The organism is Methylobacterium sp. AC315, assembly GCF_979253755.1.
In genome coordinates, this window is record NZ_CEEDEA010000002.1 from 165,443 (window position 1) to 191,064 (window position 25,622).

The 25,622-nt window shown below is 70.2% G+C and carries 28 protein-coding genes; 12 read left to right on the top strand and 16 right to left on the bottom strand.

Translation table 11 applies throughout. The annotated features are described in order from the left end of the window. Positions 1-7: 7 nt before the first annotated feature. The gene (locus tag AC0IY0_RS03555; protein ID WP_471763095.1) at positions 8-913 is read right to left on the bottom strand and encodes an HD domain-containing protein; all 906 of its coding nucleotides are present in this window, start codon (positions 911-913) and stop codon (positions 8-10) included. Further along, positions 913-2,103 (bottom strand): inositol-3-phosphate synthase, encoded by a 1,191-nt coding sequence (locus AC0IY0_RS03560; protein ID WP_147906406.1) that lies wholly within the window; start codon positions 2,101-2,103, stop codon positions 913-915. Before AC0IY0_RS03560 ends, AC0IY0_RS03555 begins: the two co-directional genes overlap by 1 nt. Positions 2,104-2,427: 324 nt before the next feature. On the opposite strand from AC0IY0_RS03560, the gene AC0IY0_RS03565 reads away from it, so the two are divergent. Continuing rightward, entirely contained in the window at positions 2,428-3,702 is a 1,275-nt protein-coding gene (locus tag AC0IY0_RS03565) for a transglycosylase SLT domain-containing protein (RefSeq protein ID WP_471763096.1), read from the top strand. Positions 3,703-3,714: 12 nt separating this feature from the next. Here the strand turns inward: AC0IY0_RS03565 and AC0IY0_RS03570 are convergent, their stop codons facing one another. Continuing rightward, on the bottom strand, positions 3,715-5,247 hold the full coding sequence (locus AC0IY0_RS03570; RefSeq protein ID WP_471763097.1) for a DHA2 family efflux MFS transporter permease subunit: 1,533 nt from the start codon (positions 5,245-5,247) through the stop codon (positions 3,715-3,717). On the opposite strand from AC0IY0_RS03570, the gene AC0IY0_RS03575 reads away from it, so the two are divergent. Continuing rightward, a complete protein-coding gene (locus tag AC0IY0_RS03575) occupies positions 5,228-5,398 on the top strand; it encodes a hypothetical protein (RefSeq protein WP_246692170.1) in 171 nt (56 codons plus the stop codon). The two genes, AC0IY0_RS03570 and AC0IY0_RS03575, sit on opposite strands and share 20 nt — an antisense overlap. Here the strand turns inward: AC0IY0_RS03575 and AC0IY0_RS03580 are convergent. Then, on the bottom strand, positions 5,385-6,650 hold the full coding sequence (locus tag AC0IY0_RS03580; RefSeq protein WP_471763098.1) for an HlyD family secretion protein: 1,266 nt from the start codon (positions 6,648-6,650) through the stop codon (positions 5,385-5,387). The two genes, AC0IY0_RS03575 and AC0IY0_RS03580, sit on opposite strands and share 14 nt — an antisense overlap. A 197-nt stretch (positions 6,651-6,847) precedes the next feature. Here AC0IY0_RS03580 and AC0IY0_RS03585 point away from each other — a divergent pair, with 197 nt between their 5' ends. Beyond that, complete coding sequence (locus tag AC0IY0_RS03585) at positions 6,848-7,507, top strand: HdeD family acid-resistance protein (RefSeq protein ID WP_419829137.1); 660 nt, start codon at positions 6,848-6,850, stop codon at positions 7,505-7,507. 143 nt (positions 7,508-7,650) lie between these two features. Then, the gene (locus AC0IY0_RS03590; protein WP_419829136.1) at positions 7,651-10,137 is read left to right on the top strand and encodes a PBP1A family penicillin-binding protein; all 2,487 of its coding nucleotides are present in this window, start codon (positions 7,651-7,653) and stop codon (positions 10,135-10,137) included. Positions 10,138-10,141: 4 nt separating this feature from the next. On the opposite strand, the gene AC0IY0_RS03595 is transcribed toward AC0IY0_RS03590, so the two are convergent. Further along, positions 10,142-10,570 (bottom strand): DUF1810 domain-containing protein, encoded by a 429-nt coding sequence (locus AC0IY0_RS03595; protein ID WP_471763221.1) that lies wholly within the window; start codon positions 10,568-10,570, stop codon positions 10,142-10,144. Positions 10,571-10,846: 276 nt separating this feature from the next. On the opposite strand from AC0IY0_RS03595, the gene pcaD reads away from it, so the two are divergent. Further along, the gene (gene pcaD, locus AC0IY0_RS03600) at positions 10,847-11,647 is read left to right on the top strand and encodes a 3-oxoadipate enol-lactonase (protein WP_419829135.1); all 801 of its coding nucleotides are present in this window, start codon (positions 10,847-10,849) and stop codon (positions 11,645-11,647) included. A gap of 42 nt (positions 11,648-11,689) precedes the next feature. Here pcaD and AC0IY0_RS03605 read toward each other — a convergent pair whose 3' ends face one another. The 9 genes from AC0IY0_RS03605 to AC0IY0_RS03645 form a co-directional block, all read right to left on the bottom strand. After that, on the bottom strand, positions 11,690-11,974 hold the full coding sequence (locus tag AC0IY0_RS03605; RefSeq protein ID WP_419829134.1) for a hypothetical protein: 285 nt from the start codon (positions 11,972-11,974) through the stop codon (positions 11,690-11,692). Positions 11,975-12,083: 109 nt separating this feature from the next. Beyond that, on the bottom strand, positions 12,084-12,236 hold the full coding sequence (locus AC0IY0_RS03610; protein WP_187193530.1) for a hypothetical protein: 153 nt from the start codon (positions 12,234-12,236) through the stop codon (positions 12,084-12,086). Between the two features lie 98 nt (positions 12,237-12,334). After that, positions 12,335-12,748 (bottom strand): CREC-EF hand family protein, encoded by a 414-nt coding sequence (locus AC0IY0_RS03615; RefSeq protein ID WP_147906398.1) that lies wholly within the window; start codon positions 12,746-12,748, stop codon positions 12,335-12,337. A gap of 183 nt (positions 12,749-12,931) precedes the next feature. Beyond that, complete coding sequence (locus tag AC0IY0_RS03620; protein WP_147906397.1) at positions 12,932-13,183, bottom strand: hypothetical protein; 252 nt, start codon at positions 13,181-13,183, stop codon at positions 12,932-12,934. Positions 13,184-13,283: 100 nt separating this feature from the next. Beyond that, positions 13,284-14,903, bottom strand: a complete 1,620-nt coding sequence (locus tag AC0IY0_RS03625; protein ID WP_147939011.1) for an ABC transporter substrate-binding protein — start codon at positions 14,901-14,903, stop codon at positions 13,284-13,286. 132 nt (positions 14,904-15,035) lie between these two features. Further along, the gene (locus AC0IY0_RS03630) at positions 15,036-16,097 is read right to left on the bottom strand and encodes an MBL fold metallo-hydrolase (protein WP_471763099.1); all 1,062 of its coding nucleotides are present in this window, start codon (positions 16,095-16,097) and stop codon (positions 15,036-15,038) included. Positions 16,098-16,173: 76 nt separating this feature from the next. Beyond that, positions 16,174-16,410: a DUF6894 family protein gene (locus AC0IY0_RS03635; RefSeq protein WP_147856934.1), complete on the bottom strand. Its 237-nt coding sequence runs from the start codon at positions 16,408-16,410 to the stop codon at positions 16,174-16,176. Between the two features lie 105 nt (positions 16,411-16,515). Next, positions 16,516-17,541 carry an aromatic ring-hydroxylating oxygenase subunit alpha gene (locus AC0IY0_RS03640; RefSeq protein ID WP_147939027.1) on the bottom strand — a complete coding sequence of 342 codons (1,026 nt, stop codon included), beginning with the start codon at positions 17,539-17,541 and terminating at the stop codon, positions 16,516-16,518. Between the two features lie 400 nt (positions 17,542-17,941). Beyond that, positions 17,942-18,571, bottom strand: a complete 630-nt coding sequence (locus tag AC0IY0_RS03645; protein ID WP_471763100.1) for an ATPase — start codon at positions 18,569-18,571, stop codon at positions 17,942-17,944. Positions 18,572-18,870: 299 nt separating this feature from the next. On the opposite strand from AC0IY0_RS03645, the gene AC0IY0_RS03650 reads away from it, so the two are divergent. From AC0IY0_RS03650 to rimM, 5 genes are read left to right on the top strand one after another with little or no spacing between them, the layout of a single operon-like run. Next, positions 18,871-19,098, top strand: a complete 228-nt coding sequence (locus tag AC0IY0_RS03650; RefSeq protein WP_147906393.1) for a glutathione S-transferase — start codon at positions 18,871-18,873, stop codon at positions 19,096-19,098. A gap of 18 nt (positions 19,099-19,116) precedes the next feature. Then, positions 19,117-20,703, top strand: coding sequence for a signal recognition particle protein (gene ffh / locus AC0IY0_RS03655; protein ID WP_147906392.1), 1,587 nt, complete (start codon positions 19,117-19,119; stop codon positions 20,701-20,703). Beyond that, entirely contained in the window at positions 20,700-21,035 is a 336-nt protein-coding gene (locus tag AC0IY0_RS03660) for a chorismate mutase (protein WP_147906391.1), read from the top strand. The genes ffh and AC0IY0_RS03660 overlap by 4 nt, the downstream gene beginning before the upstream one ends. A gap of 4 nt (positions 21,036-21,039) precedes the next feature. Then, positions 21,040-21,402 (top strand): 30S ribosomal protein S16, encoded by a 363-nt coding sequence (gene rpsP, locus AC0IY0_RS03665; RefSeq protein WP_007559476.1) that lies wholly within the window; start codon positions 21,040-21,042, stop codon positions 21,400-21,402. Between the two features lie 11 nt (positions 21,403-21,413). Then, positions 21,414-22,109, top strand: a complete 696-nt coding sequence (rimM, locus tag AC0IY0_RS03670; protein ID WP_147939013.1) for a ribosome maturation factor RimM — start codon at positions 21,414-21,416, stop codon at positions 22,107-22,109. Positions 22,110-22,157: 48 nt separating this feature from the next. Here the strand turns inward: rimM and AC0IY0_RS03675 are convergent, their stop codons facing one another. Further along, positions 22,158-23,078 carry a LysR family transcriptional regulator gene (locus AC0IY0_RS03675; RefSeq protein WP_471763101.1) on the bottom strand — a complete coding sequence of 307 codons (921 nt, stop codon included), beginning with the start codon at positions 23,076-23,078 and terminating at the stop codon, positions 22,158-22,160. A gap of 92 nt (positions 23,079-23,170) precedes the next feature. Between AC0IY0_RS03675 and AC0IY0_RS03680 the strand changes: the two genes are divergently transcribed. Continuing rightward, the gene (locus AC0IY0_RS03680) at positions 23,171-23,977 is read left to right on the top strand and encodes an NAD(P)H-dependent oxidoreductase (protein WP_471763103.1); all 807 of its coding nucleotides are present in this window, start codon (positions 23,171-23,173) and stop codon (positions 23,975-23,977) included. An 18-nt stretch (positions 23,978-23,995) separates the two neighbouring features. Here the strand turns inward: AC0IY0_RS03680 and AC0IY0_RS03685 are convergent, their stop codons facing one another. Beyond that, entirely contained in the window at positions 23,996-24,733 is a 738-nt protein-coding gene (locus AC0IY0_RS03685; protein WP_471763104.1) for a class I SAM-dependent methyltransferase, read from the bottom strand. 74 nt (positions 24,734-24,807) lie between these two features. Between AC0IY0_RS03685 and trmD the strand changes: the two genes are divergently transcribed. Then, positions 24,808-25,536 carry a tRNA (guanosine(37)-N1)-methyltransferase TrmD gene (gene trmD, locus AC0IY0_RS03690; RefSeq protein WP_471763105.1) on the top strand — a complete coding sequence of 243 codons (729 nt, stop codon included), beginning with the start codon at positions 24,808-24,810 and terminating at the stop codon, positions 25,534-25,536. Positions 25,537-25,622 lie beyond the last annotated feature (86 nt).

A 25,622-nucleotide genomic window follows, 5' to 3' on the forward strand; every position in this document is an offset into this window, starting at 1 on the left:
ATCGGTCCTATGGGATGCGCATGTCGCGCAGGACACGATCGTGGAACCCCTTCACCGGCCCGGCATGGACGAGCTCCCACTCATCGAGCACCGCCGCCATCGTGGTCGAGGCACCCCGCAGATGCTGGGCGATCTGGAGCACCCGGTCGACGCAGTCGGCCGCATGGAAGGCACGGCCCTCCGCGGTGGCGTCGTCCGGCAGGACCGCGCGCGCCCGCTCGACATGCCCCCGCAGGGGCCCGTCGAGCTCGGACATCGCCCAACCGGTGGTCACGGCCATGATCGGGCCGAGATGGTCGCCGAGCAGCACCTCGCCGGTGAAGCCGGCATCCGGCATCGCGGCGTTGTGGAAGTGGTGCGCCATCGCGGCGAGGAACACGGTACCAGGATCGGCCCGGTAGAACGGGCTGAGGCAGACGCCGTAGACGGCCACGATCAGGCAATGCTCGGCGTGGTTCTCCGGCGGTTCCAGCAGGATCCGGGCGCGGCCGGGGCAGGTCACGCCCGCCCGCGGCTGGCGGGCCAAGGCCGCCACGAAGGACGGCAAAGGCCCAGGCCGGCCCGGCGGGCGCGGCGCGAGCCGGCCGCGCAGCCGATCCCGCAGGTCGGGATCGAGGTCGCCGGTCACGGCGTCGAAGCCCGCGACCAACACCGCGGAGGCCGCGGCATCGGAGAGACCCGCCGCCGACAGGAAGGCGGCGTCGAGGTCGCAGAGCCGAGTCGCGGCGAGCGTCGTCGCGGCGATGTCGAGGGCGACATCGTCGGGCGAGGCCCCACCCGTGAGAAGGCCCCACCCCTGTGCGAACAACCGCTCCGCGATCGACCCCTCGCGGCCCGCGGAGCGGACGCGCTTGAGGTCGTTCATCTCGACGAAGAGTTCGCGCAGCGCGGCCGGCGCCGCCGCACCGGACATCAGTGGACGCCGAGCCAGTCGAGAAGCATCGCTTCCTGCTTGCCGAAGGCATGCTCCGGCCCGCGGCCGTTCTTCACCATCGGGGCCTTGAAGAAGGTCGAGAGTTGCTCCTGCACGCCGCCGTCGCCGCGCTTCTTCGCCAAATCCAGCACACGGGCAATCTCGATCACGAGCGGCGCCGCCAGGATCGAGTCCTTACAGAGGAAGTTGACCTTGATCTGCATCCGCTGGCCCATGAAGCCGGTGACGTCGATGTTGTCCCAGGCTTCCTTGTCGTCGCCGCGGGGGCGATAGTAGTGGATGTGCACGAGGTGGTCCTCGACCGGGTAGCCGAGGATCGAGTCGAGCACCGTACCCTTGGTGTTGAGCTTCGACTGCAGCGAGTTCGGGTCATTCAGGGCGAGGCCGTCGCGGTTGCCCAGGATGTTGGTCGAGAACCAGCCGTCGACGTGGAGGGCGCGCGCCTTGAAGGCGGGAGCCAGCACCGTCTTCATCATGGTCTGGCCGGTCTTGCCGTCCTTGCCGGCCACCGGGACGTTCATCTCCGTAGCCAATCCGAGCAGGGCCGGCACGTCAGCCGCGATGCTCGGGGTGAAGTTGGCGTACGGGATCCCGCTCTTGATCGCCGCGTAGGCGTAGAGCATCGCCGGCGAGATCGCCTCGTCGCTCGAATCCAGGCCCTTCTCGAAGGCGGCGGTGGAGTTCAGGGTCGGGTCGTTGAGGTCCGGCCAGCGCTCCGTGGAGGCGAGGTTCACGACGACCACCTCGTCGAGGTTGCTCTCTTTCTGGAAGCGGCGCAGGTCGTTGGCGATCACCGAGACCGCCTCGCGATGGTCCTTGGCGACGATGCGGTTCTGCCCGTCGATGTTCTTGCAGAACTTCGCACTGCCCACCGCCGGCCAGGGCGTGATGCCCTTCAGGACCTGGGCGCCGTTCTCGATGTCGTCCTTCGACAGAACGCCGTGACCGGTCGCAGCCGAAGCGAGGTCGTCGCCGTTCAGGTCCCAGCCGGCGAACACGAGGTCCTTGTAGTCCACCATGCCCGCGACGGAGAGGCCGGCGAGCGGCAGCCCGTCAAGCCGGTTCGATCCGGATTTGATCATTTCGATGCCGGCGATGGCAGTGGTGGCAACGGCGCCACCCATGCCAACGAACGCGACGCCGACGCGGCGACCGGTCTGCATGCTCATCGGGAAATAGTGTCCTTGTGGGGACGCGCGTCGCGTCTGGGGAATGAGTAGTTGAGCCCCCCGGGGCGATATTTAACTGGCTCGACCGTGGCCCGTTCCAAGTCGAATGCGACAACTTTGCGCCTCGAGACCCCCAAGCACGGCCGGATCACGGCGTTAAGGCGGCCTGAAAAAGCAGGGTTAACCCTTCGTTGACCGTGCCACGCTTGAATCACGGAGCCGTCCCATTCTGGTCACGGCAGGCGCCGATAGGGCCGCCGCTTCGAAGAGCCCGGCCGCCAGACGCCGGGCCGACGCAAGGGACAATCTGGAAGAGGACCAGTGATGGGGGTTTTCCCGGAGCCGGCGCGTTGCGCCGACGACGTGAGCCGACTCGTGCCGAATACGTCCGACTGCACGAGCCGTTTTGAGGATGAGACCGTGGCCTGGCTGCCGCGGCAGCAGGATGGGACCCAGCACCGGGCACTTCGCCGCATGGGCCGCAACGGCCTCCGGCGCTTCACCGGGACCCTGGCTCTGGGCGTCGTTTCCGGGTTCGGCCTGCCGCAGGCGGCCTTCGCGCCGGCCTTCTTCGCGCCCGCCGCGCAGGCCCATGACCGGATCGATATTAGCCCGCGCACCGCCCAGACGCTCGCCGTCGACGGCCGCACCGGCTGGATGCGGGACGGCGCGCCGGACGAGGGCCTGCGGGCCGGATTCCCGGACGCGGCGCCGGCCGAGGGCGCGGCCGCCTGGACCGGGCTCCCCGTCGAGGACCAGGAGCCGGCGACCGCCGCGCTGATCCAGGACGACCTCGCGAGCCTGCCACGGGTCATCCAGGAGCAGGGCGAGGATTCCGTCCGGTTCGGCGAGCGCAGCGTGCCGCGCAAGGTGGTCGACACGATCGTTAAGGCCTCCGACGAGGCCGGGGTCGACCCGGTCTACATGATGGCCCTCGCCGACAAGGAATCGAGCTTCGACACGGAGGCCAAGGCCGGGACCTCCTCGGCGCAGGGCCTGTTCCAGTTCGTCGCCCGCACCTGGCTGGAGATGATCCGCGATTACGGCGCCCGCTACGGTCTCGACGAAGAGGCCGCCGCCGTGAAGGGCCGCGGCTCCGCGATCACCGTCACGAGCCCCATGCGGGCCCGGGTGCTCGGCCTGCGCAACGATCCCCGGATCGCCGCCCTGATGGCGGCCGAGCTGATCAAGCGCGACCGCGAGCGGATCGAGGCGCGGGTCGGCCGGGCACTCACCACCACGGAGCTGTACCTCGCCCACTTCCTGGGCAGCGCCAGCGCCGGGCGCTTCCTGTCGCTCTCCTCGGAAAAGCCCGACGAGGTGGCGGGACGCGAGTTCCGCAGCGCCGCCCGGGCCAACCGCAGCCTGTTCACCGAGAAGTCCGGCGGCAAGCGCCGCAGCCTGACGGTCGCGGAGCTGCACGGCCGGATCGACGACATGATCGACCGCCGCCTGACCCGCTACCAGGGCGTCGCCGCGGTGGCGGGGGCCGTCGACAGGGCGCCGGCCCAGACCGAGACCGCCGCCAACGAGGCCGGCCCGTCGCCGGACAACCGCCGCGTCGAGGTGACGGAGGCTCTGCCGCCGGATGGCGTCTGACGCCATCGACGGTCAGTGCCCGCCTGCCGCTGCGCCACCGCCGAGCTTGACCGATTTCAGGCTCAGCGCGAGGGGCACCGCACAGGCGGCGACCAAGCCCAGCACCCAGAACACATCGATATAGGCCCAGTAGGCGACTTCGGTCTGGAGCACGGTGCCGATCCAGGCTGTCGCCTGGCCCTGGGCCTCGACGCCGGCATAGCCGTGCTCGGAGAAGTACTGCGTCGCCTGCCGCATGGTCTCCTGGTAGCCCGGCGCCGTCGGGTTGACGCTCTCGACCAGCCGGCTCTGGTGGAACTGGCTGCGGTAGGCCAGCACGTTCTGGGCGAGCGAGACGCCCATGGAGCCGCCGACGTTCCGGGCGACGTTGATCAGGGCCGAGGCCTGGTCGGTCTGGTCCTTGCGCAGGCCCTCGTAGGAGGCCGAGGTGATCGACAGGAACACCATCGGCAGGCCGATGCCGATATAGACCCGCGACCACGCGAAGAACGAGAAGGTGGTCGTGCCGTTGAGGCGCGTCAGGTCGTACATTCCCAGCGCCACGATGGTCATGCCAGCGGCGATCAGCCATTTCGGCTGCACGTAGGCCGAGGCCCGGCCGGTGAGGAACATCATCACCACCGTGACCATGCCGCCCGGGCCGAGGACGAGGCCCGACAGGGTGGCGGTGTAGCCGTAATACTCCTGCGTGATCTGCGGGATGAACTGCGTGGTCGAGATCAGGATCGCCCCGGTGAACATCATCACCAGGAAGCAGGAGCCGAACTGGCGGTTGCCGATCAGGCGCAGGTCCACCGCCGGGTTCTTGTGGTTCAGGAGCCACGGGATCATGGCGACGAACGAGACGACCATGAGGACGCCGGAGACGTTCATCAGCGTCGAGGTGCCGAACCAGTCCTTCCGCTGCCCCTCGTCGAGGATGACCTCGAGCGAGCCGAGGAACACGGCCACCAGCAGGAAGCCGACGAGGTCGAACCGGATGCCCTTGCGCACCATGGCGCGGCGCTCCTTCTTGGCCGCCTCGCTGTCCTCGATCAGCCAGTACATCAGCCCGAGCGCGATCATGCCGATCGGCCCGTTGATCAGGAAGCACCAGTGCCAGGAGGCGTTGTCCGACAGCCAGCCGCCCAGCGTCGGGCCGATCACGGGCGCGACCACGATGGCCACGCCGTAGAGGGCGAAGGCCTGCCCGCGCTTCTCGGGCGGGAACGAATCGGCGAGGATCGACTGCGCCAGCGGCGCCATGCCGCCGCCACCCAGTCCCTGCAGCACCCGGAACAGCAGCAGCGATTCGAGGCTCCAGGCGAATCCGCACAGGATCGACGCGATGGTGAACAGGGCCACCGACCACATGAAGAACGCCTTGCGGCCGTAGCGCTTGGCCAGAAAGCTCGACGCCGTCAGCGTGATCGCGTTGGCCACCAGGTAGCTCGTCACCACCCAGGCCGCCTCGTCGGGCCCGACCGCGAGGCCGCCTGAGATGTAGCGCAGGGCGACGTTGGCGATGGTGGTGTCGAGCACCTCCATGAACGTCGCCAGCGCCACCACGCCGGCGATCAGCCAGGGATTGTGGCCGCCGGGCGCCTTTGCAGCGGATGCCTTCCCCGCGGACGCCTTTCCCGCTGAGGGTTTGCCGGCAGGCGATCTGCCTCCGGAGGCCCGGCCGGTTCCGGCCATCGCGGTCACCGGACCGTGACGGTGGGCACGACCGACATCCCCGGACCGATCGACACGTCCGTCGGCCAGTCTTTCACCACGATCTTCACCGGGATGCGCTGCGTGACCTTCACGTAGTTGCCGGTGGCGTTCTGGGCCGGCAGCAGGCTGAAGGCAGTGCCCGAACCCGGCTGGACGGAGGCCACGGTGCCGTGGATCTTGCGGCTCGGATAGGCGTCGATCGCGAGGTCCACCGGCTGGCCGGGACGCATGTCGGCGATCTGCGTCTCCTTGTAGTTCGCCGTCACCCAGATGTCGTCCGGCACGAACATCGACAGGCTCTGGCCGGCCTGCGCGTAGGCTCCGATGCCGCCCGTCAGACGGACCACGCGCCCGGGCTGAACGGCCTGGATCGTCGTGTAGCCGAGGTTCAGCTCGGCCTGCTCGACCTGCGCCTTGTCGCGGGCGAGCTGCGCCTCCGTCGAGGCCTTCTGGGCCTGGAGCGAGCCGATCTGCTTCTGCGCCGCGACGACGCTCGCATTGGCGCTCTGCACGGAGGCTTGGCGCTGTTGCAGCGTCGAGGTGGCCGACTGGGATTGTTGGACCGAGCCCGATCCGCGCTCCGCCAGATCCTTGTACCGGGCCGCATCCTCCTGAGCGAACTTCAGCGCCGCCTCGGCGGTGGCTACCTGAGCCTTCGACACGTCGATGTTGGCGTACTGGGCCTGAACCTGGGCATCGATGTTCTTGATCGCCGCCTCGTCGGCCACGACCTGCGCCTTGGCCTGCTCGAGGGCGATCTGGTAGTCGCGCTGGTCGATCTGGAACAGCATTTGCCCGGCATCGACGTGCTGGTTGTCGGTAACCGGCACCGCGACGAGATAGCCGCCGACCTTCGGCTGGACCGAGATGCTGCGGGCATCGACGAACGCGTCGTCGGTGCTCTCGTAGGGGTGCATGTACAGCAACCAGTAGAAGAACACGGCAACGCCGAGCGCGACCACCGCGAGGCCTCCGAGGATGAACGCCACCGGATGACGCCGCAGGACGCTCGGGCGCCGTTCGTCTTCGTCCTGCTCACCGTCCTCGGAGCCACCGTCCTCCTGGTCGCCATCCTGGTCGGCGTCTGCCTCGGGCGCACGGCGGTCGTCGTCCTGGGACGGCTTGCGCGCGGTCTCGGGCGTGTCGTTGCGGCCTAGGTCCAGGATGTCGCGAGCGGGCGGCTCGGGCCGGCTGTCGGCCGGCAGCGGATGGGACGCGGACTCGGCTGCCTGCCGCGAATCGTCAAACATGTCGTCTCATCACCACGGGATCGGCCGGCCACCCTGCGGCGGCCGGGCTCTGTTCGTGCCCGCCTCGGTCAGCAAAAGCCGGCGACCGCGGCAAGGTTCCGGCCCGGCGGCGACCGCGATCAGGAACGCTTGTCGCAGTGCAGCGTTCAGCGGGCGGGTCGGCCGGGCATGCGCCCGACGCGCTTCGGAGTTCCGCCATGACCAGCACCCCGTCCCCGAGACCACCGGGATCCGGCGTCGGCTCGACCGCGACGTCGCCCTCGGGCATCCCCCTCACCGGCACCGCCCGGCTGGACGCCATGAGCACGGTGCTCGCCCGGAACTGGTGGCTCATCGCCCTGCGCGGCGTCGTCGCGATCCTGTTCGGGATCGTCGCCTTCGCGGCGCCGCAGGCCTTCGTGCTGTCGCTGGTGTTCCTGTTTGCCGCCTACATGCTGGTCGACGGACTCTTCGCCATCGTCGGCGCGGTGCGGGCGGCGCAGCGGCACGAGCGCTGGGGCTTCCTGTTGATCGAGGGCATCGTCGACGTCGTCGTGGGCGTGGCTGCCGTGCTGGTGCCGGCTGCCGCGGTCTGGGCGTTCGTGTTGCTCCTCGCCGCCTGGGCGCTCGTGACCGGCGGCCTGATGATCGCGGCCGCGTTCAGGCTGCACCTGCATTACGGGCGCTGGTGGCTGGGGCTCGGCGGCCTGGTCTCGATCCTGTTCGGCATCGCGCTGATCCTGGAGCCCGGCATGTCCGCCCTGGTCCTGACTTGGTGGATCGGCGCCTACACGTTCGCGTTCGGCGTGCTCCTGCTGATCCTCGCGGTGAAGCTGCGCAGCCGCCACGGGATGGCCGGACCGGTCGCCGGGCGGTAGCGGTTTGCGTTGCGCGGGGCACACGGTCGCGGCGCCTCGGTCGCCGCGACCGGGCCTCGTTCGTTTGTCGGCGGGACACGCACCCGAATGCAGCTTAGAACGCGGCCTCGACCGGACGGTCCGGTCCCGGAACACGCATCGCGATGACGCCAGACGCGCCGGAGCGCGCACCGACCGATCCGGGCCCCGCGCGGGATCCCGGGGCCGACACGTCGGACCCGCGCCGGGCGGCCCGCGAGGCCGGACGCGCCGCGCGCGACCTTTTCCGGCACCTGTGGATCCTGATCGCCGCCGCCGGACGCGGCGTCCTGCAAGCCGGGCGTTCTGGTTTCTCGCGCATCGCCGGCGCCCTGACCCGTCGACGTGACCGCGCGCAGCCCGTCGCGGCCGATCGGCCCGCTGCGGCGGACACGGTACCGCGCGTCGCGGCAGGTCACGGCCGCTTCGCCCGCCGCTTCGCCCGCCTGCGGCGCCGGCCCGTTCTGCTCGCCGCCGGGGCCGCGATCCTGCTGCCGGCCCTGGCGCTGGCGGTCTACCTGCTGGCCGCCCTGGTGACCCTTCCGCCGCTGGGCGGGGCGATCGTCGATACCGGCCAGCGGGCGATCACCGTCGAGGCCGATGACGGCCGGGTCTTCGCCACCCGGGGCAGCTTCCGCGGCCAGAAGCTCACCGCCGCCGACCTGCCCGCGAACCTCGCCAAGGCGATCGTCGCGATCGAGGATCGCCGGTTCTACAGCCATTGGGGCATCGACCTGCGCGGGCTCGCCCGCGCCGCCTGGCGCAACGCCGCGGGTGGCGGGGTGCGCGAGGGCGGCTCGACGATCACGCAGCAATATGTCCGCCTGACCTCGCTCAACCAGGAGAAGACGCTCTGGCGCAAGGTCCAGGAGGCGTTCCTCGCGCTGCGGGTCGAGACGACCATGAGTAAGGACGAGATCCTGCTCGGCTACCTCGACACCGCCTATTTCGGGGCCGGCGCCTACGGGGCGGACGCGGCCGCCCGGCGCTATTTCGGCAAGCCCGCCAAGGCGCTGACCCTGCCCGAGGCGGCCATGCTGGCCGGGCTGGTGCGGGCGCCCTCGCAGCTCGCCCCGACCCGCAACCTCGGCGGCGCGAAGGAGCGCGCCGACGTGGTGCTCCAGGCCATGGTCGAGACCGGGGCGATCACGCAGAAGGAGGCCGACGCCGCGCGCAAGCAGAGCGTCACGCTGAAGTCTCCGCCCGAGGCGCCGCCCGGCACCAACTACTTCCTCGACATGATCGCCGGCGACGTGAAGCGGCTCGCCGGCACCGACGGCGACATGACCGTGCGCTCCACCCTCAACCTCGACCTGCAGAGCCTCGCGGAGGGCGTCGTCGCCCGGCGCCTCGACAAGGACGGCGCCAAGCGCAAGGTCGGCCAGGCCGCCATGGTGGTGCTGTCGAAGGCCGGCGCGATCCTCGCGATGGTGGGTGGCCGGGACTACGAGGACAGCCAGTTCAACCGCGCGGTCCAGGCCAAGCGCCAGCCGGGCTCGCTGTTCAAGCTCCTGGTCTATCTGACCGCCTACGAGCAGGGCCTGACGCCCGAGAGCGTGATGGACGACCGCCCAGTGCGCATCGGCGACTGGGAGCCCGAGAACGACGACGGGCGCTATCGCGGCCCTGTGCCGCTGCGGACCGCCTTCGCGCTGTCGATCAACACGGTGGCGGCCCAGCTCGGGCAGGATGTCGGCATCCCGGCGGTGATCGCCACCGCCCGCAAGCTGGGGATCCAGTCCGAGCTGCCGAACGTGCCGAGCCTCGTCCTCGGCTCCGGCACCGTCAGCCTGCTGGAGATGACCCGCGCCTACGGCTCGGTGCTGTCCGGCCGCGCGCCGCTCGCGAGCTTCGGCATCCACGCGATTCGCGGGGCGGGCCCGCAGCCGCTCTACGTCCGGGCCGAGCCGGCGCCGGCCGCCACCCTGGCGCAGGAGCCGCGCCAGATGATGCTTGATTCGCTCCAGGCGGTGGTCGATTCCGGGACCGGCCGGGCGGCGCGGGTGCCGGGCCAGATCATCGGCGGCAAGACCGGCACCAGCCAGGATTTCCGCGACGCCTGGTTCGTCGGCATGACCCCGGACCTCGTGGTCGGGGTCTGGATCGGCAACGACGACGACAGCCCGATGAACCGGATGTTCGGCGGCGAGATGCCGGCCGGGATCTTCCACGATTTCATCCAGCGGGCCTCCGCCCAGCTCGCCAAGAACCGTCCGCGCCCGTCGGCGGAACGGGCCGAGCCGGCCCCGGCCGTCGCGTCGGCGCCGCAGCCGGCCCCTCAGCCGATCCCTGTCGCGTCCAGCGAGATCCGGGGCGTGCCCGAGGTGATCGACACCGGGACCCTGTCGCTGCGTGGGCGGACCGTGCGCCTCCTCGGCGTCGTGGGCGAGCGCGGGCATCTCGCCCGGCAGCTCGCCAAGTACCTGCGTCGCCGCGAGGTGGTCTGCAGCGTGTCCGAGGATGCCGCCGGCCGGTGCCGGATCGAGGGCGACGACCTCGCCGCCCTGATCCTCACCGCGGGCGGCGCCCGGGCCTCGGACGATGCGCCCCCCGACCTCCTCGGCGCCGAGGAGCAGGCCCGGGCGGAGCGCGTCGGCCTATGGGGCCGGTGATCGGTTAAGGGTGCCTGAGCTTAGCGAGCGTCCGCGGGTCGGGCTCGCCGTTGAAATACCGCGTCAAAGCCGCGTCGAAACCCGGCTCCTCCGGCGCGGCGCGCGCGAACAGGGTCATGCTGGAGCGGAATTTCATGTCGTCCGGGGAGCCGAAGATCGCGTGGGCCGTGCGGCCGGTGACGCCGTTCACCGCCGTTGTGCAGGCGCGCAGCCGCGCGCCGAGCACCGGATGCGCGCCGTAGGCCCGCGCTTCGTCCAGGGTGCCGATCGCGTAGCGTTGCGCCATCGGGCTGGAGCCCAGGCCGGCGATCTGCGGGAAGATGAACCACATCCAATGGCTGCGCTTCTCCCCGGCCCGCAATTCCGCGAGGGCCCGGTCGTAGACGCCCGCCTGGGCGGCGACGAAACGGTCGAGATCGTAGGGTTCGGCCATCATGATCCGGCTCCGGGCTGCACCACACCAACCCGGTAGCGGGCGCCCGGATGCGTGCGGCCGACGCGCGGCCAGGGGATCGCGCCAGTAGCACCGGATGCTCGACACGCTCACCGGCTTCATGATCGAGAACTGGAACGCCGGGCGCGCTCTCCCGGGCGGCCGGATTATCCGGACGGGCGCTGATCGCTGCCGGCGGACGACCTATCTCGGCGGGACGTGCCGTCGGCCGGTGGGAGGCACCGGTCCGGATGCAACCGTACACGGAGACGTCTGATGCCGAAGATCACCGTCCGGGGACTCGCGTTCCGCTATCTCCTAGAGGGCCCCGAGGACGCCCCCGTGGTTGCGTTCTCAAACTCGCTTGGTGCCACCCTGGACATGTGGGACGCCCTGCTGCCGGCGCTCGCCGGCCGTTTCCGGACCCTGCGCTACGATACCCGCGGACATGGCGGCTCCGAGACGTGCGACCGGCCGACCGAGATCGCGGACCTGGCCGGCGATCTCGCGGGGCTCCTCGACGCGCTCGGGATCGCCCGCGCCCATCTGGTCGGGCTCTCGCTCGGCGGCATGATCGTGCAGGCGCTGGCCAGCGCCGATCCGCAACGCTGCACGAGCGCGACCCTGATGGCGACGGCCGCGCATCTTCCAAGCACGCAGAGCTGGGACGAGCGTGCCGAGACGGCGCGGATGCAGGGGACCGGTGCGCTCGTCGATGCGACGCTGGCGCGCTGGTTCACCCCCGCCTTCGCCGAACACTCACCCGGCGCCATGCGGGCCGTGCGGGAGCGCTTCGTCGCCTGCGATCCGGTCGGCTACGCGGTATGCTGCGGCGTCATCGGCCGGATGGACCTTCGGCCCGCCCTGTCCGCGATCGCGGCCCCGGCCCTGGTGATGGCCGGGCGCGACGACCCATCGACGCCCCCCGCCATGGCCGAGGCGCTCTGCGCCGGCATCGCCGAAGCCGAGCTCGTGGTACTGCCGCGGGCGGCGCACCTCCTGGCGGTCGAGCGCGCCGACGCCGCCGGACGCTACCTGCGGGCGTTCCTCGATCGCATCGAGGCCGGCAGCGCCTGAGGACCGGCGACCCTCAAGCCGGCCATCGCCTTGAACGAGGCGTCAGTGGCAGGGAATGCCGGCCTCAGCGGGCGTCATGCCCCGCGCGAGCCGGCGCCCGACATGAAACAGGACCTTCTCGATCAGCGCGATGGTCAGCGGATCGCCGTCGTGTTTCGCGAACTGATAGGCGTCGAGCAGGCTGTCGCTGATGTCGCCGAGCAGGTCCACGGGATCGTGCGGCGCGTCTGCCCCGTGTGTCGACACCGGAGCGGCCGCCGATTCGCCCACCGGCCCGACACGGGTGACCTGCGAGCCTTCGATGACCTGGCGCGCGGCGTCGATCATGGCCCGCATCTCTGCAAGCAATTCGAGGCTCGTGACGTCGTCTGGCGTGTCCTTACGCATGGTTCGGTCCCCCAACCGCCTCCAAACTGCACCTACAGGTTGCGATCAGTCAACCGTCCGCCTGCCCATCTTGCAGGCATAACGGTTTCAAAGCGGGATTGTCGCAGGCTACGCCGTCGGAAAGGTCGATCCCGACATCATCAAAGAAGAAGGTGATTACAACCGAGGGATGTAACAGCAGTGACGCCGGCTTGCCGGCCATCCACATGGCATTCCCGGTTCGAACGCAAGAACGCCCCCGCGGAGAGATCCACGGGGGCGCCTGCATCTTCGATGCGCGCAATCAGTATTAACGCAACGTTACTTGACGAGGGCGAGCAGCGCCTTGCCGGCCTTGGAGTTCAGCTCCTTGGCGTCGAGGGTGCCGTCGTTGTCCGGGTCGGCCATCTTGAAGCGCTCGCCGACGGCCGCGAGGTATTCCTTCTTGTCGACGGTACCGTCGTTGTCCGGATCGGCCTGCTTCAGGCCGGCCTTGCTCAGGCGACCCTTCAGCTCCTTGGCGTCGAGGGTGCCGTCGGCATCCTTCTCCAGGCGGTCGAAGGTCGCGGAGGCGACGGCCTCGACTTCCTTGAGGTCGACGGTCCCGTCGTTGTCGGTGTCGATCATCTTGACGGCGCTGGCGCCCGTCACCGGCTTGGCGAGGGCGGCCGGGACGGCGAGGCCGGAAACGGCGAAGGCAAAAGCCGCGAAACCACTGATGAACCGAAGGGTCATTGCCAAATTCTCCCGAAACTCGATGCGGGATCTTCCTAGTCTCGCCCAGACAATGCTGCAAGTGCGAAATTGGCAGGGCAGGCCAGTCGCACGTCTTCCGGGTGACGAACGACGCGAAAAAGGGGTCGGCCTGGGCCGACCCCTTAAAAAGCATTCAGTCACGCAAGCTGTGGACAGCCCGAATCAGTAACCGTAGCCGCGGCGAACCGCTGGGCGGTCGTCCTCGAAGCGCTGGCGACGATACATCCGGTCGTCGTCATCGGCGCGGTCACGATCCCGGCGGTATTCGTCCCGGCGGAAATCCCGCTCCCGCTGACCGCGCGAGCGCAGGTCGACGCTGGGACCGTCGGGTCCGATATCGATGCGCTGGGCCGAAGCCGGGACGACAGTCGCGAGGGAGGCGGCCAGAATGGCGCCGGCAAGCAGGGTCTTCATGGGACACTCCTTCGTGCGTTGGGGTCCCAACACAGTCTCGCGACGATCGTTCCCGATTCGCCCAGGCATCTCCCGCGGCGTCGCAGAGGTCCCGGCTGTCTCAGGCCAGCGTCGACAAGTCCTGAAACCAATGCTGCGCCTGAACATAGTTCTTCACTCGCGGTGACAAAGCGTGCGGGTTGGTATCGTGCACCACCCAAACCTGCACCGCGTCGTCGACGACGATTTCGTGGATGCGGGCCAGCAGCCTGTTCTGCTCCTCGGGGTCCAGGCTCGCCTTCACCTTGTCGCAGAGGGCGTCGACCTCGGGATTGCGGTAGTGGCTCCAGTTCACGCCGCTCGGGGCGATCTGCTTCGAATCGTAGAAGCGCAGGATCGCGTAGAACGGATCCGAGGTGACGTAGGCGATGTTGCCGGCGGTGACGCCCTTGAGGCTCGGATCCGCCGCGCCCTGGCGCCACGCCGTGTAGGCGACCTCCAGCTCGACGGTCTTGAACTCGACCTGGATGCCGACTTCGGCCCAGCTCTGCTGGACGAACTCGTTAATCGGCAGGGACAGCATCTGCCCCGTCCCGCCGGTGGGGATCATGATCGTCGCCTTCGCCGGGTTCTTCACCGAGAACCCGGCCTCCTCCACGAGCTTGCGCGCCGCCTCGACGTCGGTCCTGATCTGGAAGCTCGGCTTGCCGAACCACGGGCTCGACGTCTGCATCTGGCCCACCGCCGGCTGGGCGAGGCCGCCCAGGAGCTGGACCACGCCGTCGCGGTCGATGGCGAGGTTGGCGGCCTTGCGCAGGCGCACGTCCCGCCAGGGCGAGCCTTCCAGCATCGACAGGTGATAGTTCCAGACATGGGGCGTGTCGTTGCCGACGACGCGCATGCCGGATGACTTGAGGCGCGGCACCGCGTCGGGGGCCGGCGCCTCGATCAGGTCGACATTGCCGGAGAGCAGCGCGTTCACCCGGGCGAGGTCCTCCGGCACGCAGGTCAGCGTCAGCTTCGCGAGCTTGGGCACCCGCTTCGGGTTCCAGTAGCCGGCGTTCGGCAGGAGCTCGAGGCGGACCCGCGGGACCAGCTGGCCCATCTTGAACGGGCCGGTGCCCGAGGGCTGGAACGCGAACTTCGCCCAGTCGCGCCCCACCGCCTCGTACTGGGCGGGCGAGGAGATCAGGAACCACAGCATCTGGTAGGGGAACAGGCTGTCGGGGTTCTTGGTCGTCACCTGGACGGTCTTCGCGTCGAGCTTGCGGTAGCTCGCGACGCCCGGCAGCCGCGGGCGGACCTGGGCGGCCTGCCGCTGGTCGAAATGCGGTGCCTCCTTGTTGAGCACCTTGTCGAAGTTCCAGATCACCGCGTCGGCGTCGAAGGCCGAGCCGTCATGGAACGCCACGCCCTCGCGCAGGTGGAAGACCCAAACCTTCGGATCCGCCGCGTCGACCGCCCAGGAGGTGGCGAGACCGGGGACCATCCGGCCCGGCCGGTCGGCAATGCCCAGATCCCAGGCGACGAGGGGATCGTACAGGGTCAGGCCGGTGAACTGGTAGCCGCCGGCGCCGCGATCCGGCTGGCCGGTCGTGAGCGGGAGGTCGGTCATCGAGATGCCGTAGGTCAGGCTGCCGGCGGCCGCGCCCTGCGCGCCGGCCCGGCCCGCGGTGCCGAGCGCAGCCAGGGCGGCGCCCCCGGCCATGAGCGAGCGGCGTGTCGGCTTGATCGGGTCCATCGGGTCTCTCGGCAGAAGGGGACGCGCGGCCGGCCGGCGGTCGCCCCCGTCATCGAGACGCGCCGCAGGCAGGCTGCATACGGTATCCTGCATGCATCGTGCCCAGCGCGGCGGCGGTCGGTATTCTGCGCCTCAGGCTCCCCAGACCTGCCCGGGCCGCAGCGCCAGGAAGCGCTCGGGAGTGATGCCGTGCGCCTCCAAGGCCGCCGCCAGAGCCTCTGCGGGCCGCTCGATGCCCTCGTCGGTGAGCTGGAACGTGCCCCAATGGTGGCCGAGCGCCTGGTCGGCCCCGAGCAGCGCGAAGGCCTCCACGGCCTCGGCCGGGTTTACGTGCTGCGCCTGCATGAACCAGCGCGGCTCGTAGGCACCGATCGGCAGGGTCGCGAGGCGGGGCGCCCCGAACCGGGCGCGGATGTCGCGGAACAGCCCGCCGTCGCCAAAGCCGGTATCGCCCACATGGTAATGGACGCCCTGGGCCGAGGTGATCACGAAGGCGCACCACAGCGCCATGCGCCGGTCCTGCACGCCGCGTGCCGACCAGTGGTTGGCCGGCACCAGGTGGACGGCGAGACCGTCGCCGAGATCCACCGACTCACCCCAGTCGCGGGTCTCGACGTGCATCGTGTCGTCGAAGTTGCGCAGGATCGTGTCGTTGCCCAGCGGCGCGACGATCAGCGGCTGGTGGGCCTGCCAGATCCGGGCGAGGTTCGGCCCGTCGAGATGATCGTAATGGTTGTGGGTGATCAGCACCGCATCGATCGGGGGCAGGTCGGCGAACGCGATCCCGGGCGGGTTGACCCGCTTCGGTCCGGCGAACCGGACCGGGCTGGCGCGCCGGGCGAAGACCGGATCGATCAGGATGTTGCGGCCGGCGACCTGCACCAGGTAGCTCGCGTGCCCGATCAGCACGACGCGCAAGGATCCGCTGCGCTCGGGCGGACGGTCCGCGGGGAACGGGCTCGGGTAGCTCTTCGGCCAGGGCTCGCGCTGCCGCTTGGCCTGCCAGCGCAGCACGTCCGGCAACGACTTGTCGGTGGCCTGGTCCGGCAAAAAGAAGCGCAGGCCGTCGAAATGGTCCGATTCCGGGCCGCGATAATAGGGGTTCTTGCCCCGGCGGTGGGCGGCATAGCCGACGCCGCCGAGCGTCATCACCGTGGCCGCACTCGCGACCGTGAGCAGGCTGCGCCGTTTCATGGTTGGGAAATGGCCGGCCCGGCGCCGTGGTCAAGCTCCGGCCACCGCGACGGGGAGCCTCAGGCCCGCTTTTGCCTCACTCCACGGCCTCGGCGGCGAGCGACAGGCGGGCGCGGAACACGACCTTGCCGACCGTATCGCGGACGCAGGCGACGTAATCCTGGCGCTCCACGTCGGGTAGCATGTCGCGGGCGATCGCCGACATGATCCGGGTGACCTTGGCGCGGGCGGCCGGCAGGTCCGGCAGGTCGAAGCCGACCTCGTCGCGGACCGGCTGGGAACCGTCATGGAGGTCGATGTAGAAACGGGGCATCGGCGCGCAGCGTCTCGAGAGGAATAGGTCTAGGAAATCATTGCGCAAAGTGTGGTTAATAGAGCGTTACTCGCCCCGAATAGAGCCCAATAACTGCTCTATAAATCAGGACCGCCAGCGCAGCTCGCGCCGTTCCAGGGGATTCTCGAACGGGCGCCCGGTGCGGGCCGAGTCCAGGGCTTCGCGCTTGAGCCGGAAATACCATTGCGAGGGCAGGTCGCCCTGTCCGAACAGCACCATGGTCGGCTTACGGTCCAGGCCGTCCTGCGCGTGCTGAAGCACCTCCTGGTCCTGCGTGAGGAACTGCCGCATCAGCGGCCGCGCGATGGGCTTGAGCAGGTTCAGCGCCGGCATGCTCCACACCAGGACGTTGGTCAGCATCGTCCGGTCCGGCGTGAGCGGCGTGGCGAAGGTGTAGTTGGCCACCCGCTTGTCACCCGCGCGGATGCGCTCCAACCGGACCCCGGGCAGCCGGAACTCGATCTCGACCTCGGGCACGCCGCCGAGCAGGCGGTAGACTGGTGAGCTCGTCGTGGTGGCGTGGCTCGTCATGACGAAGCCGTGCGGCACCGGCTGGAACGTCTTGACCTTCTCGCGCAGCTGCTTCGAGGGCCGGAACCACCAGCTGTCGTGCACGAAGGCGACATGGCCGGGATCGACCAGGCTCAGCGTGGTGAGATCGTAGGACGCCTCGACCACGAGTTCCACGACCAGGGAGCCGGCCGGCGCGAAATCCAGCTCCGGCACCGCGGGCACGTCGCCGGAGGCGGGCCCGAGATGCGGGTTCACCCACAGGAACCCAGCGCTCTCCCGTACCGGGAAGCGCTGGACCTGGATGCGGGAGAAATCGGCGGCGTCGTGCTCGGACAGGGTCGGGACGTCCCGGCAGCGCCCGTCCGTGCCGAAGCGCCAGCCGTGGAACGGGCACATCAGGGTGTCGCCGTCGAAGCGGCCCTTCGACAGGGCCATGCCGCGATGCGGGCAGCGGTCGCGCAGCGCGAACGGGGTCCCGTCTGGGGCCCGGCCGAGCACGATCTGCTCGCCGTTCAGCTCCACGGCGCGGAGCCCGGTGCGGCCGAGGCTGCGGGACTGGCCGACGCAGTACCACGCGTTGCCGAGCGGCTGGCGCATGGCCTCGGGATCGAGGGCTGCATCCTCGGGCGGACGCGGCAGGGGCGTGACGGGCGCGTTCAACGGCGGTTCGGGCTGACCTCGGTGGGCTCGTCATACGCCCGGCAGCCGAAGCGGGAAAGCGGGCGCACGGGGAGGACAAACGGGCGCAGCCACGGGGCTTCACAAGCCGGGTCCGGCCACCTACCTTCGCATCACCCGCAACGAACGAAAGGAGGTGATCCAGTGTCTCATTGTCATCAGCCGTCAGTCTCGGCTTACCGGACCTGGACCGTCGCCTCCGGCGCGTCGCTCTAAGACGCGTCTGAGCCCCGATTTCGGGACAGTTCCGCCGGACATGACGGTTCGGCAATGGAAGGGCCACCCTCACGGGTGGCCCTTCGGCTTTTCAGGGGTGTCTTCAGCGCTTCGGGGCTTGGAACAGCGGCTGGGCCAGGGCCTCGGTCCGGGCGCGCCACAGGTCGCGCTCCTCGCGCAGGGCGTCGCGCTCGGCCGCCATCGCGTGACGCTCGGCTCGCAGCCCGTCGCGCTCCGTGACCGCGCAGTCGCGCTCGGCCCGCATGTGTTCCCGCTCCTGACGGAACCGCTCGCGCTCGCTCCGGAACTCCTCGCGCTCGGCGCGGACCTCCTCCTGCTCGGCGCGCAGGTCCTCGATCGAGCCGATCTCCTCGCGGATATGGTCCCGCAGCGCCCGGATCTCCTCGGCCAGGATCGCCTGCAGCTCGGTCTGGCGGTCGGCCTCGAGCTTCAGCTTGGCCTTGAGCATCATGTTCTCGGCCATCAGCTCGGACACGTCCGCATCCTCCGCGACCGCGCCGGGCGCCTCGGGCTGCGCCACGAGTCGCGGCGACCAGGCCGCCTCGGCGGCCCGGGGGGCCTTGGCGTCCGGTTCAGCCTCATACGGGCGGTCGTCGCCATGCTGCTCGGCGGGGCTGTGGGTCTTCATCGTCGCCAGCCAGTCCCGCAGGGGGCCGGGGGCGATGCGGCTGCCGGTCTCGTGCGGCGGCAGGGTGCGGGCGGGTTCCGACATCGGCGGTCGTCCTGAACGGGTGCTGCCCGATCAGAGTCGCAACATGCTTAACGATCCGTAAAAGTTAATGGCACTCGGTCCTCTCAACCGTGAGATGGTTCGCGGGCGGGATACCGAAAATTGACTTTTGCGGTGGCTGCCGCTACCCCGCGCTTCCGATCCGTAGCAGATCGTCACGACACGAAGCCGACCGGCCCCTGAGGCCGGAGGTCAACGCCCGACAGCGCGTCCGCGCCCTCGGGCGCGATCTGTGTTGGGCCGATCCGCTTCGCCGGGCTCCGCCGGTCGAGGCTTATCGCATGACCCAAGTCGCCGTGACCCCAGCCGCATTGAATATCGCGGATGCGATCAACGAGACCTGCCCGTGGTCGGGCAAGCCGATCTCGGCCGACTCGCTGACGCTCTACAACGGCGCGGTGGTCGGGTTCTGCAATCCGGAGTGCCGGGACAAGTTCGCGAGCGCCGTGCGCAGCTTCGAGGCCGCCCTCCAGGCGCGCCGCGTCGAGCGCGCCGGTCTCGAACAGTAAGCGCGGGTCGGAAAAACCATGTTCGAAGGCCTGTCCGACCGCCTGTCCGGCATCCTCTCGGGGCTCACCCGCCGGGGCGCCCTGACCGAAGCCGACGTCACCGCGGCGATGCGCGAGGTCCGCCGCGCCCTGCTGGAAGCCGACGTGGCTCTGGAGGTCGTGCGCGGCTTCACCGACCGGGTGAAGGAGAAGGCGGTCGGCGCCGTCGTGCTCAAGTCGGTCACCCCCGGCCAGATGGTCGTCAAGATCGTCAACGACGAGCTGGTGGCGATGCTCGGCACGGATGCCGAGGTGATCGACCTCAACGCCCCGGCGCCGGTGCCGATCCTGATGGTCGGCCTCCAGGGCTCGGGCAAGACCACCACCACCGCCAAGATCGCCCGGCGCCTGTCCGAGCGCGAGAAGCGCCGCGTCCTGCTGGCCTCCCTCGATACCCGCCGCCCGGCCGCCATGGAGCAGCTCGCGGTGCTGGCCAAGCAGGTCGGCGTCGAGAGCCTGCCGATCGTGGCCGGCCAGTCGGCGGTGCAGATCGCCAAGCGCGCTATGGAGGCGGCCCGCCTCGGCGGCTTCGACGTGGTGATGCTGGACACCGCCGGCCGCACTACGGTCGACGAGGCCCTGATGGTCGAGGCGGCCGAGGTGAAGGCCGCGACGCGGCCCCACGAGGTGCTGCTGGTCGCCGACGCGCTGACCGGCCAGGACGCGGTCAACACCGCCCGCGCCTTCGACGAACGGCTCGGCGTCACCGGCATCGTGCTCACCCGCATGGACGGCGATTCCCGCGGCGGCGCGGCGCTCTCGATGCGCGCCGTCACCGGCAAGCCGATCAAGCTCGTCGGCACCGGCGAGAAGGTCGACGCGCTGGAGGAGTTCCACCCGGCCCGCGTTGCCAACCGCATCCTCGGCATGGGCGACATCGTCTCCCTGGTCGAGAAGGCCGCCGAGACCATCGACCACGAGCAGGCGCTCCGCACCGCGGAGAAGATGCGCAAGGGCAAGTTCGACCTGGAGGACCTCTCCATGCAACTCGCCCAGATGGAGAAGATGGGCGGCATCGGCGGCCTGATGGGCATGCTGCCCGGCATGGGCGCCATGAAGAAGCAGGTCGAGGGCGCCAACCTCGACGAGAAGATGTTCAAGCGCCAGCGGGCGATCATCTCGTCGATGACCCCGCACGAGCGGAAGAACCCCGATCTGCTGAAGAACTCCCGCAAGAAGCGCATCGCGGCGGGCTCCGGCGTCGATGTCTCGGAGATCAACAAGCTCCTGAAGATGCACCGGACCATGGCCGACATGATGAAGGCGATGGGCTCGGGCAAGCGCGGCATCGGGCAGGCCCTCGGCTCGATGTTCGGTCTCGGCGGCGGTGGCATGGGCGGCGGCATGCCGGGAGGCCTTCCGCCGGGCATGCCCGAGCCGACGCCCGAGCAGATCGCGCAGATCGAGAAGCAATTCGGCGGCAAGCTGCCGCCGATGCCGCCGGGCCTGGGCGGGGGCGGACTGGGCGGCGGCCTGGGTGGAATGCCGAAGATGCCGGGGCTTCCCGGCCTCGGCGGCCCGAAGCTGCCCGGTCTCGGCGGCTTCATGCCGGGGAAGAAGAAATGAGCGTCCTCGCTGCCCAAGCGGTCGATCCCGAACTCGCCCGCCTGCGCGACAGCATCGACAATTTCGATGCGGCGCTGATCCATCTGCTCGCCGAGCGCTTCCGCTGCACGCAGCGGGTCGGCGAGCTCAAGGCCCGAAAGGGGATCCCCCCTTCCGATCCGGACCGGGAGGCGCGTCAGGTCGCCCGGCTCCGCACACTCGCGGTCGAGGCCAAGCTCGACCCCGACTTCGCCGAGAAGTTCCTGGCCTTCGTGGTCAAGGAGGTCATCCGGCACCACCAGACGATCGCGGCCAACCATGCGCCGTCGGTCGACGAACAGAGAAAGTCCTAAGACAATGGCCCTGAAGATCCGTCTCACGCGCGGTGGCGCCAAGAAGCGTCCGTACTACCGCATCGTCGTCGCCGACGCCCGCGCCCCCCGCGATGGCCGCTTCATCGACAAGGTCGGCGCCTACGACCCGATGAAGGCCAAGGACGATCCGGCCCGGATCCAGCTCGACGCCGAGAAGATCCAGGGCTGGCTCGCCAAGGGCGCGCAGCCGACCGACCGGGTCCTGCGCTTCCTCGACCAAGCCGGCCTCGCCAAGCGCCCGACGCGCAACAACCCGCAGAAGGCCGAGCCCGGCGAGAAGGCCAAGGAGCGCGCGACCAAGCGCGCCGAGAAGGCCGCCGCGCCCGCCGAGGACGCCGCGGCCTGAGGCTCGAGGCCATGGCACGCCGCCCCGCTGGTCCATCCTCCCGCGACGGCGGTCGCCGTGGCCGCGCTGGCACGGCTATCGGCGCAATCGCGCCCGAGGCCGCGACCTCGCCCAAGGCACCGGCCCCCAAGCCGGTGGCCCCGCCCGTGCCGCCCGACCCGAACCTCGTCCTCCTGGGCGAGTTCGGCCGCGCGCACGGGCTCAACGGCGAGATCCGCCTGAAATCCTACACCGGCGATCCGTTGGCGATCGCCGGCTACGGCCCGCTGATGACCTCCGACAATCGCACGCTGACCCTGTCGGCCGTGCGCACCGCCCCGGGATCCTCCCCTGACATCCTGATCGCCCGGGTCAAGGATATCGGCAGCCGCAGCGCTGCCGAGACGCTCAACCGCGTCGCCCTGTTCATCCCCCGCGACCGCCTCGCGGAGCCCGACGACGACGACGAGGTCTATGCAGCCGACCTCGTGGGGACCACGGCGGTGGACGAGGCCGGCAACGTCGTCGGCACGGTCGTCGCGGTTCCGAATTACGGTGGCGGCGACCTGCTCGAGCTCAAGCCCGCCGCGGGCGGCGCCACGGCGCTGCTGCCCTTCACCAAGGCGTTCGTGCCGGTCCTCGACATCGCGCAGCGGCGGGTAACCGTGGTTCTGCCCGAGGATTTCTTCGCGCCGGTGGGCGAGAAGCCGGCCGACGATCCGGGCTGAGTGTTTTGACAGGCTCAGGCTGGGGCCGGTGCGTGATCGGCCACCCGCTTAGGGCCTGTCGATTCCGGGAAGCTCGGCAAGCGCGGCCGCCAGGGCATCGACCACCAGACGGATACGCCGGATGCGGATGCGGCCCGGCACGATCAGGATCGAGAGTTGGACCGGCGCGGGCGCGTAGTCCGGCAGGACGTGCTCGATCGCCCCCGCCGCCAGCAGATCGTCCACGAGCCAGATATGGGCGGCCGCGATGCCACGCCCCTGCGCCAGGGCCTCGCGGGCGGCCAAGCCGTGGTCGACCAGCAAGCGGCCGCCCACTGGGACGCGGGATGTCGCGCCGTCCGGCCCGTACAGGCACAGCGTGTCGCTGCCGGCAACGTTGCTCATGCGGATGATTGAATGCCGCACCAGGTCGTCCGGTTTCTCGGGCCGGCCGTGATCTGCGAGATAGCGCCGGGACGCCACCAGGATCCGGCGCGAGCGACCGACGGCCTTGCGCTGCAGGCTGCTCTCCGCCAGCGGGCCGAGCCGGATCGCGACATCCGTCGCCTCGCGCACGAGGTCGATCCGCTCGTCGGTCAAACCGAAATCGACGCTGAGTCCCGGATAGTGATCCTGGACTGCGAACAGCGCCCGGCAGACGTGTCGAACGCCCAGGGCCGCCGTGCATGACACGCGCACCGTGCCGGTCAGGCCGCCCCCCGCGTTCCGGACGCCGTCCGCGGCCTCCTCGACCATCCGCAGGATGGTGCGCGCCTCGGCGTGGAAACGCGTGCCCTCGTCGGTCAGGGTGACCCGCCGCGTGGTCCGGTTCAGCAAGCTGGCGCCCAGGGCGGCTTCGAGTTCGGCCACGTGCCGGCTGACGGTCGATTGACCGACGCCCTGCTCGCGCGCCACGGCCGATAGGCTGCCACGCTCGACCACGCGGACGAAGCTCCGCATCCGCTCCAGCGTGACGCTCGATTGATCCATTGCGCGGAACGATCCTATCCCGCCGTTCGGTCTACCGGATGGCCAGGCGGCCTTCTAGCTTCGCGGCTCTTCCTCCCCAGCGAGCCCGCCTCATGAAGATTCTCGTCGTCTCAGCCCATCCGGATCCGGCATCGCTGACGAACGCGTTGCGCCGCGCGGCGGTGGACCAACTGGAGTCGGACGGACACGAAGTCCGCGTCACCGACCTCTACGCAGAGGGCTGGAAGAGTACCATCGAACGGGCCGACTTCCCGATCCTGCCGGACGCGGCGCGCCTGCGGGTCCCGGCCGCATCCAGCGCGGCGTTCCTCACCGGGACCCTGACCGACGACGTAACCACCGAACAGGCCAAGCTGCTCTGGGCGGATGCGCTGATCCTGGCGTTCCCGCTCTGGTGGTTTTCGATGCCGGCGATCCTGAAGGGATGGATCGACCGGGTCTACGCCTATGGGTTCGCCTACGGGGTGGGCGAGCACAGCGAGACCCGCTGGGGCGACCGTTACGGCGAGGGCACCCTCGCCGGCAAGCGCGCGATGCTGGTGGTGACGGCTGGCGGCTGGGAGACGCATTACGGCCCCCGGGGGATCAACGGGCCGATCGATGACCTGCTGTTCCCGATCCAGCACGGCGTGCTGTTCTACCCGGGCTACGCCGTGCTCCCGCCTTTCGTCGTGTATCGGGCCGACAGCATGAGCGAGAGCGGCTTCGCGGCCACCGCGGAGAGCCTTCGGGCCCGGATGCGCGCGCTGTTCAGCACGGATCCCATCCCGTTCCGGCGGCAGAACGGCGGCGCTTACGCGATCCCCTCCATGGAGTTGCGGCCCGACCTGGTCCCGCATCTCACCGGGTTCGCGGCCCACCTCGATACGGCGCTGCCGGGCACCGCCGACACGCCCTGACCGCACGATCCGGACCGCTCAGCGCGGCGTCGCGGCATCCCGGCACGGGCGGATCGTCTCCGGGCGCGGCCTCTCATCCGGCGCAGGGGCCGCGAACACCGCCAGGTAGGCACCGCCGTTCAGGGGGTGAAACCCCGTCTCGCGGTAACCGGCGGCGGCGAGTTCGCAGCGCAGGAGCGCCGGCGGGGTGCCGTGCCGCGACGGGATGTCGTCGGCGTCCACGATGCCGACCCGGCCGCCCGGGCGCATCGCCGGGGCGAGGTTGTGCAGCAGGCCGAAGGGCTGGGCGATCTCGTGGTACATGTGCACGAGGATGGCGGCATCGACCGAGTTGGGCGGCAGCCGCGGATCGTGGGGCTCGCCGCGCACGACGGTGACGTTGTCGAGCGCCGTCACGCGCTTTTCGAGGCTCGCCAGATAGGCGTAGGTCACGTCCTCGGCCAAGACCTTGCCGCCGGGCCCGACCCGCGGGCTCAGGCGCACCACGTAATAGCCGCTGCCGGCGCCGATATCGGCCACCGTCTCACCCGGGGCGATGCCCATCCCACGGGCGACAGCCTCGAACTCCCCTGCCTTGTCGCGCGCGGCCTCCGCCGACCATTGCGGCGCCACGATCTCGGCCACGGGCCGGTCGGGCTTGGGGAACGCCCCGGCGGGGGCGCCCGGGGGCGCCAGGGGCCCGGCCGCGAGGGCCGGTCCCGCCAGGAGGGCAGGTCCCGCCAAGAGGGCCGTGAGGAGAAGGGTGCGCCGGATCATCGCCGACAACCCGCCGGGGACCGAACGGTGCCCGGGCCGTTGACCGTGCCGCACCCGGCGCGCGATCAAGCGCCATGATGCGCGCGGAAACGCCCTGGCGGGCCACGATCCTCACCCTCTACCCGGAGATGTTCCCGGGCCCGCTCGGCGTGTCGCTGTCCGGCGACGCGCTCGCCCGGGGCGACTGGAGCCTGGAGGCGCGCAACATCCGTGAGCACGGGCTCGGCCGCCACCGCTCGGTGGACGACACGCCGGCCGGCGGCGGCGCCGGGATGGTGCTGCGCTGCGACGTGCTCGCCGCCGCCATCGACGCCGCGACCGGGGCAGACGATTCGCGGCCCCGGCTGCTGATGTCGCCCCGCGGCCGGCCGCTCAGCCAGGCCCGGGTGCGGGACCTCGCCGCCGGCCCCGGGGCGCTGATCGTCTGCGGCCGGTTCGAGGGCGTCGACGAGCGGGTCATCGCCGGCCGCGGCCTGGAGGAGGTCTCCATCGGCGATTACGTGCTGTCCGGGGGCGAGATCGCCGCCCTTGTGGTGCTCGACGCCTGCGTCCGGCTCCTGCCCGGTGTGATGGGCAAGGCGCAATCGGGCGTCGAGGAAAGCTTCGAGGGCGGGCTCCTGGAATACCCGCACTACACGAGGCCCCGCGATTGGGAAGGCCGGCCGATCCCGGAGGTGCTGTCGGGCGGCAATCACGGGGCCATCGCCCGGTGGCGGCGGGCGGAGGCCGAACGCATCACCGCCGAGCGGCGCCCGGACCTTCAGGCGGGTTCCAGATCGATCACGGGCCCGTCGCATTCGTAATCCAGGGGATCGAGTTGCAGGGGCTGGGCGGCGGGATGCCGGAGCCGGCCCGCGAGGGCGAGGCGGGTCGCTAACGCGCCGATAAC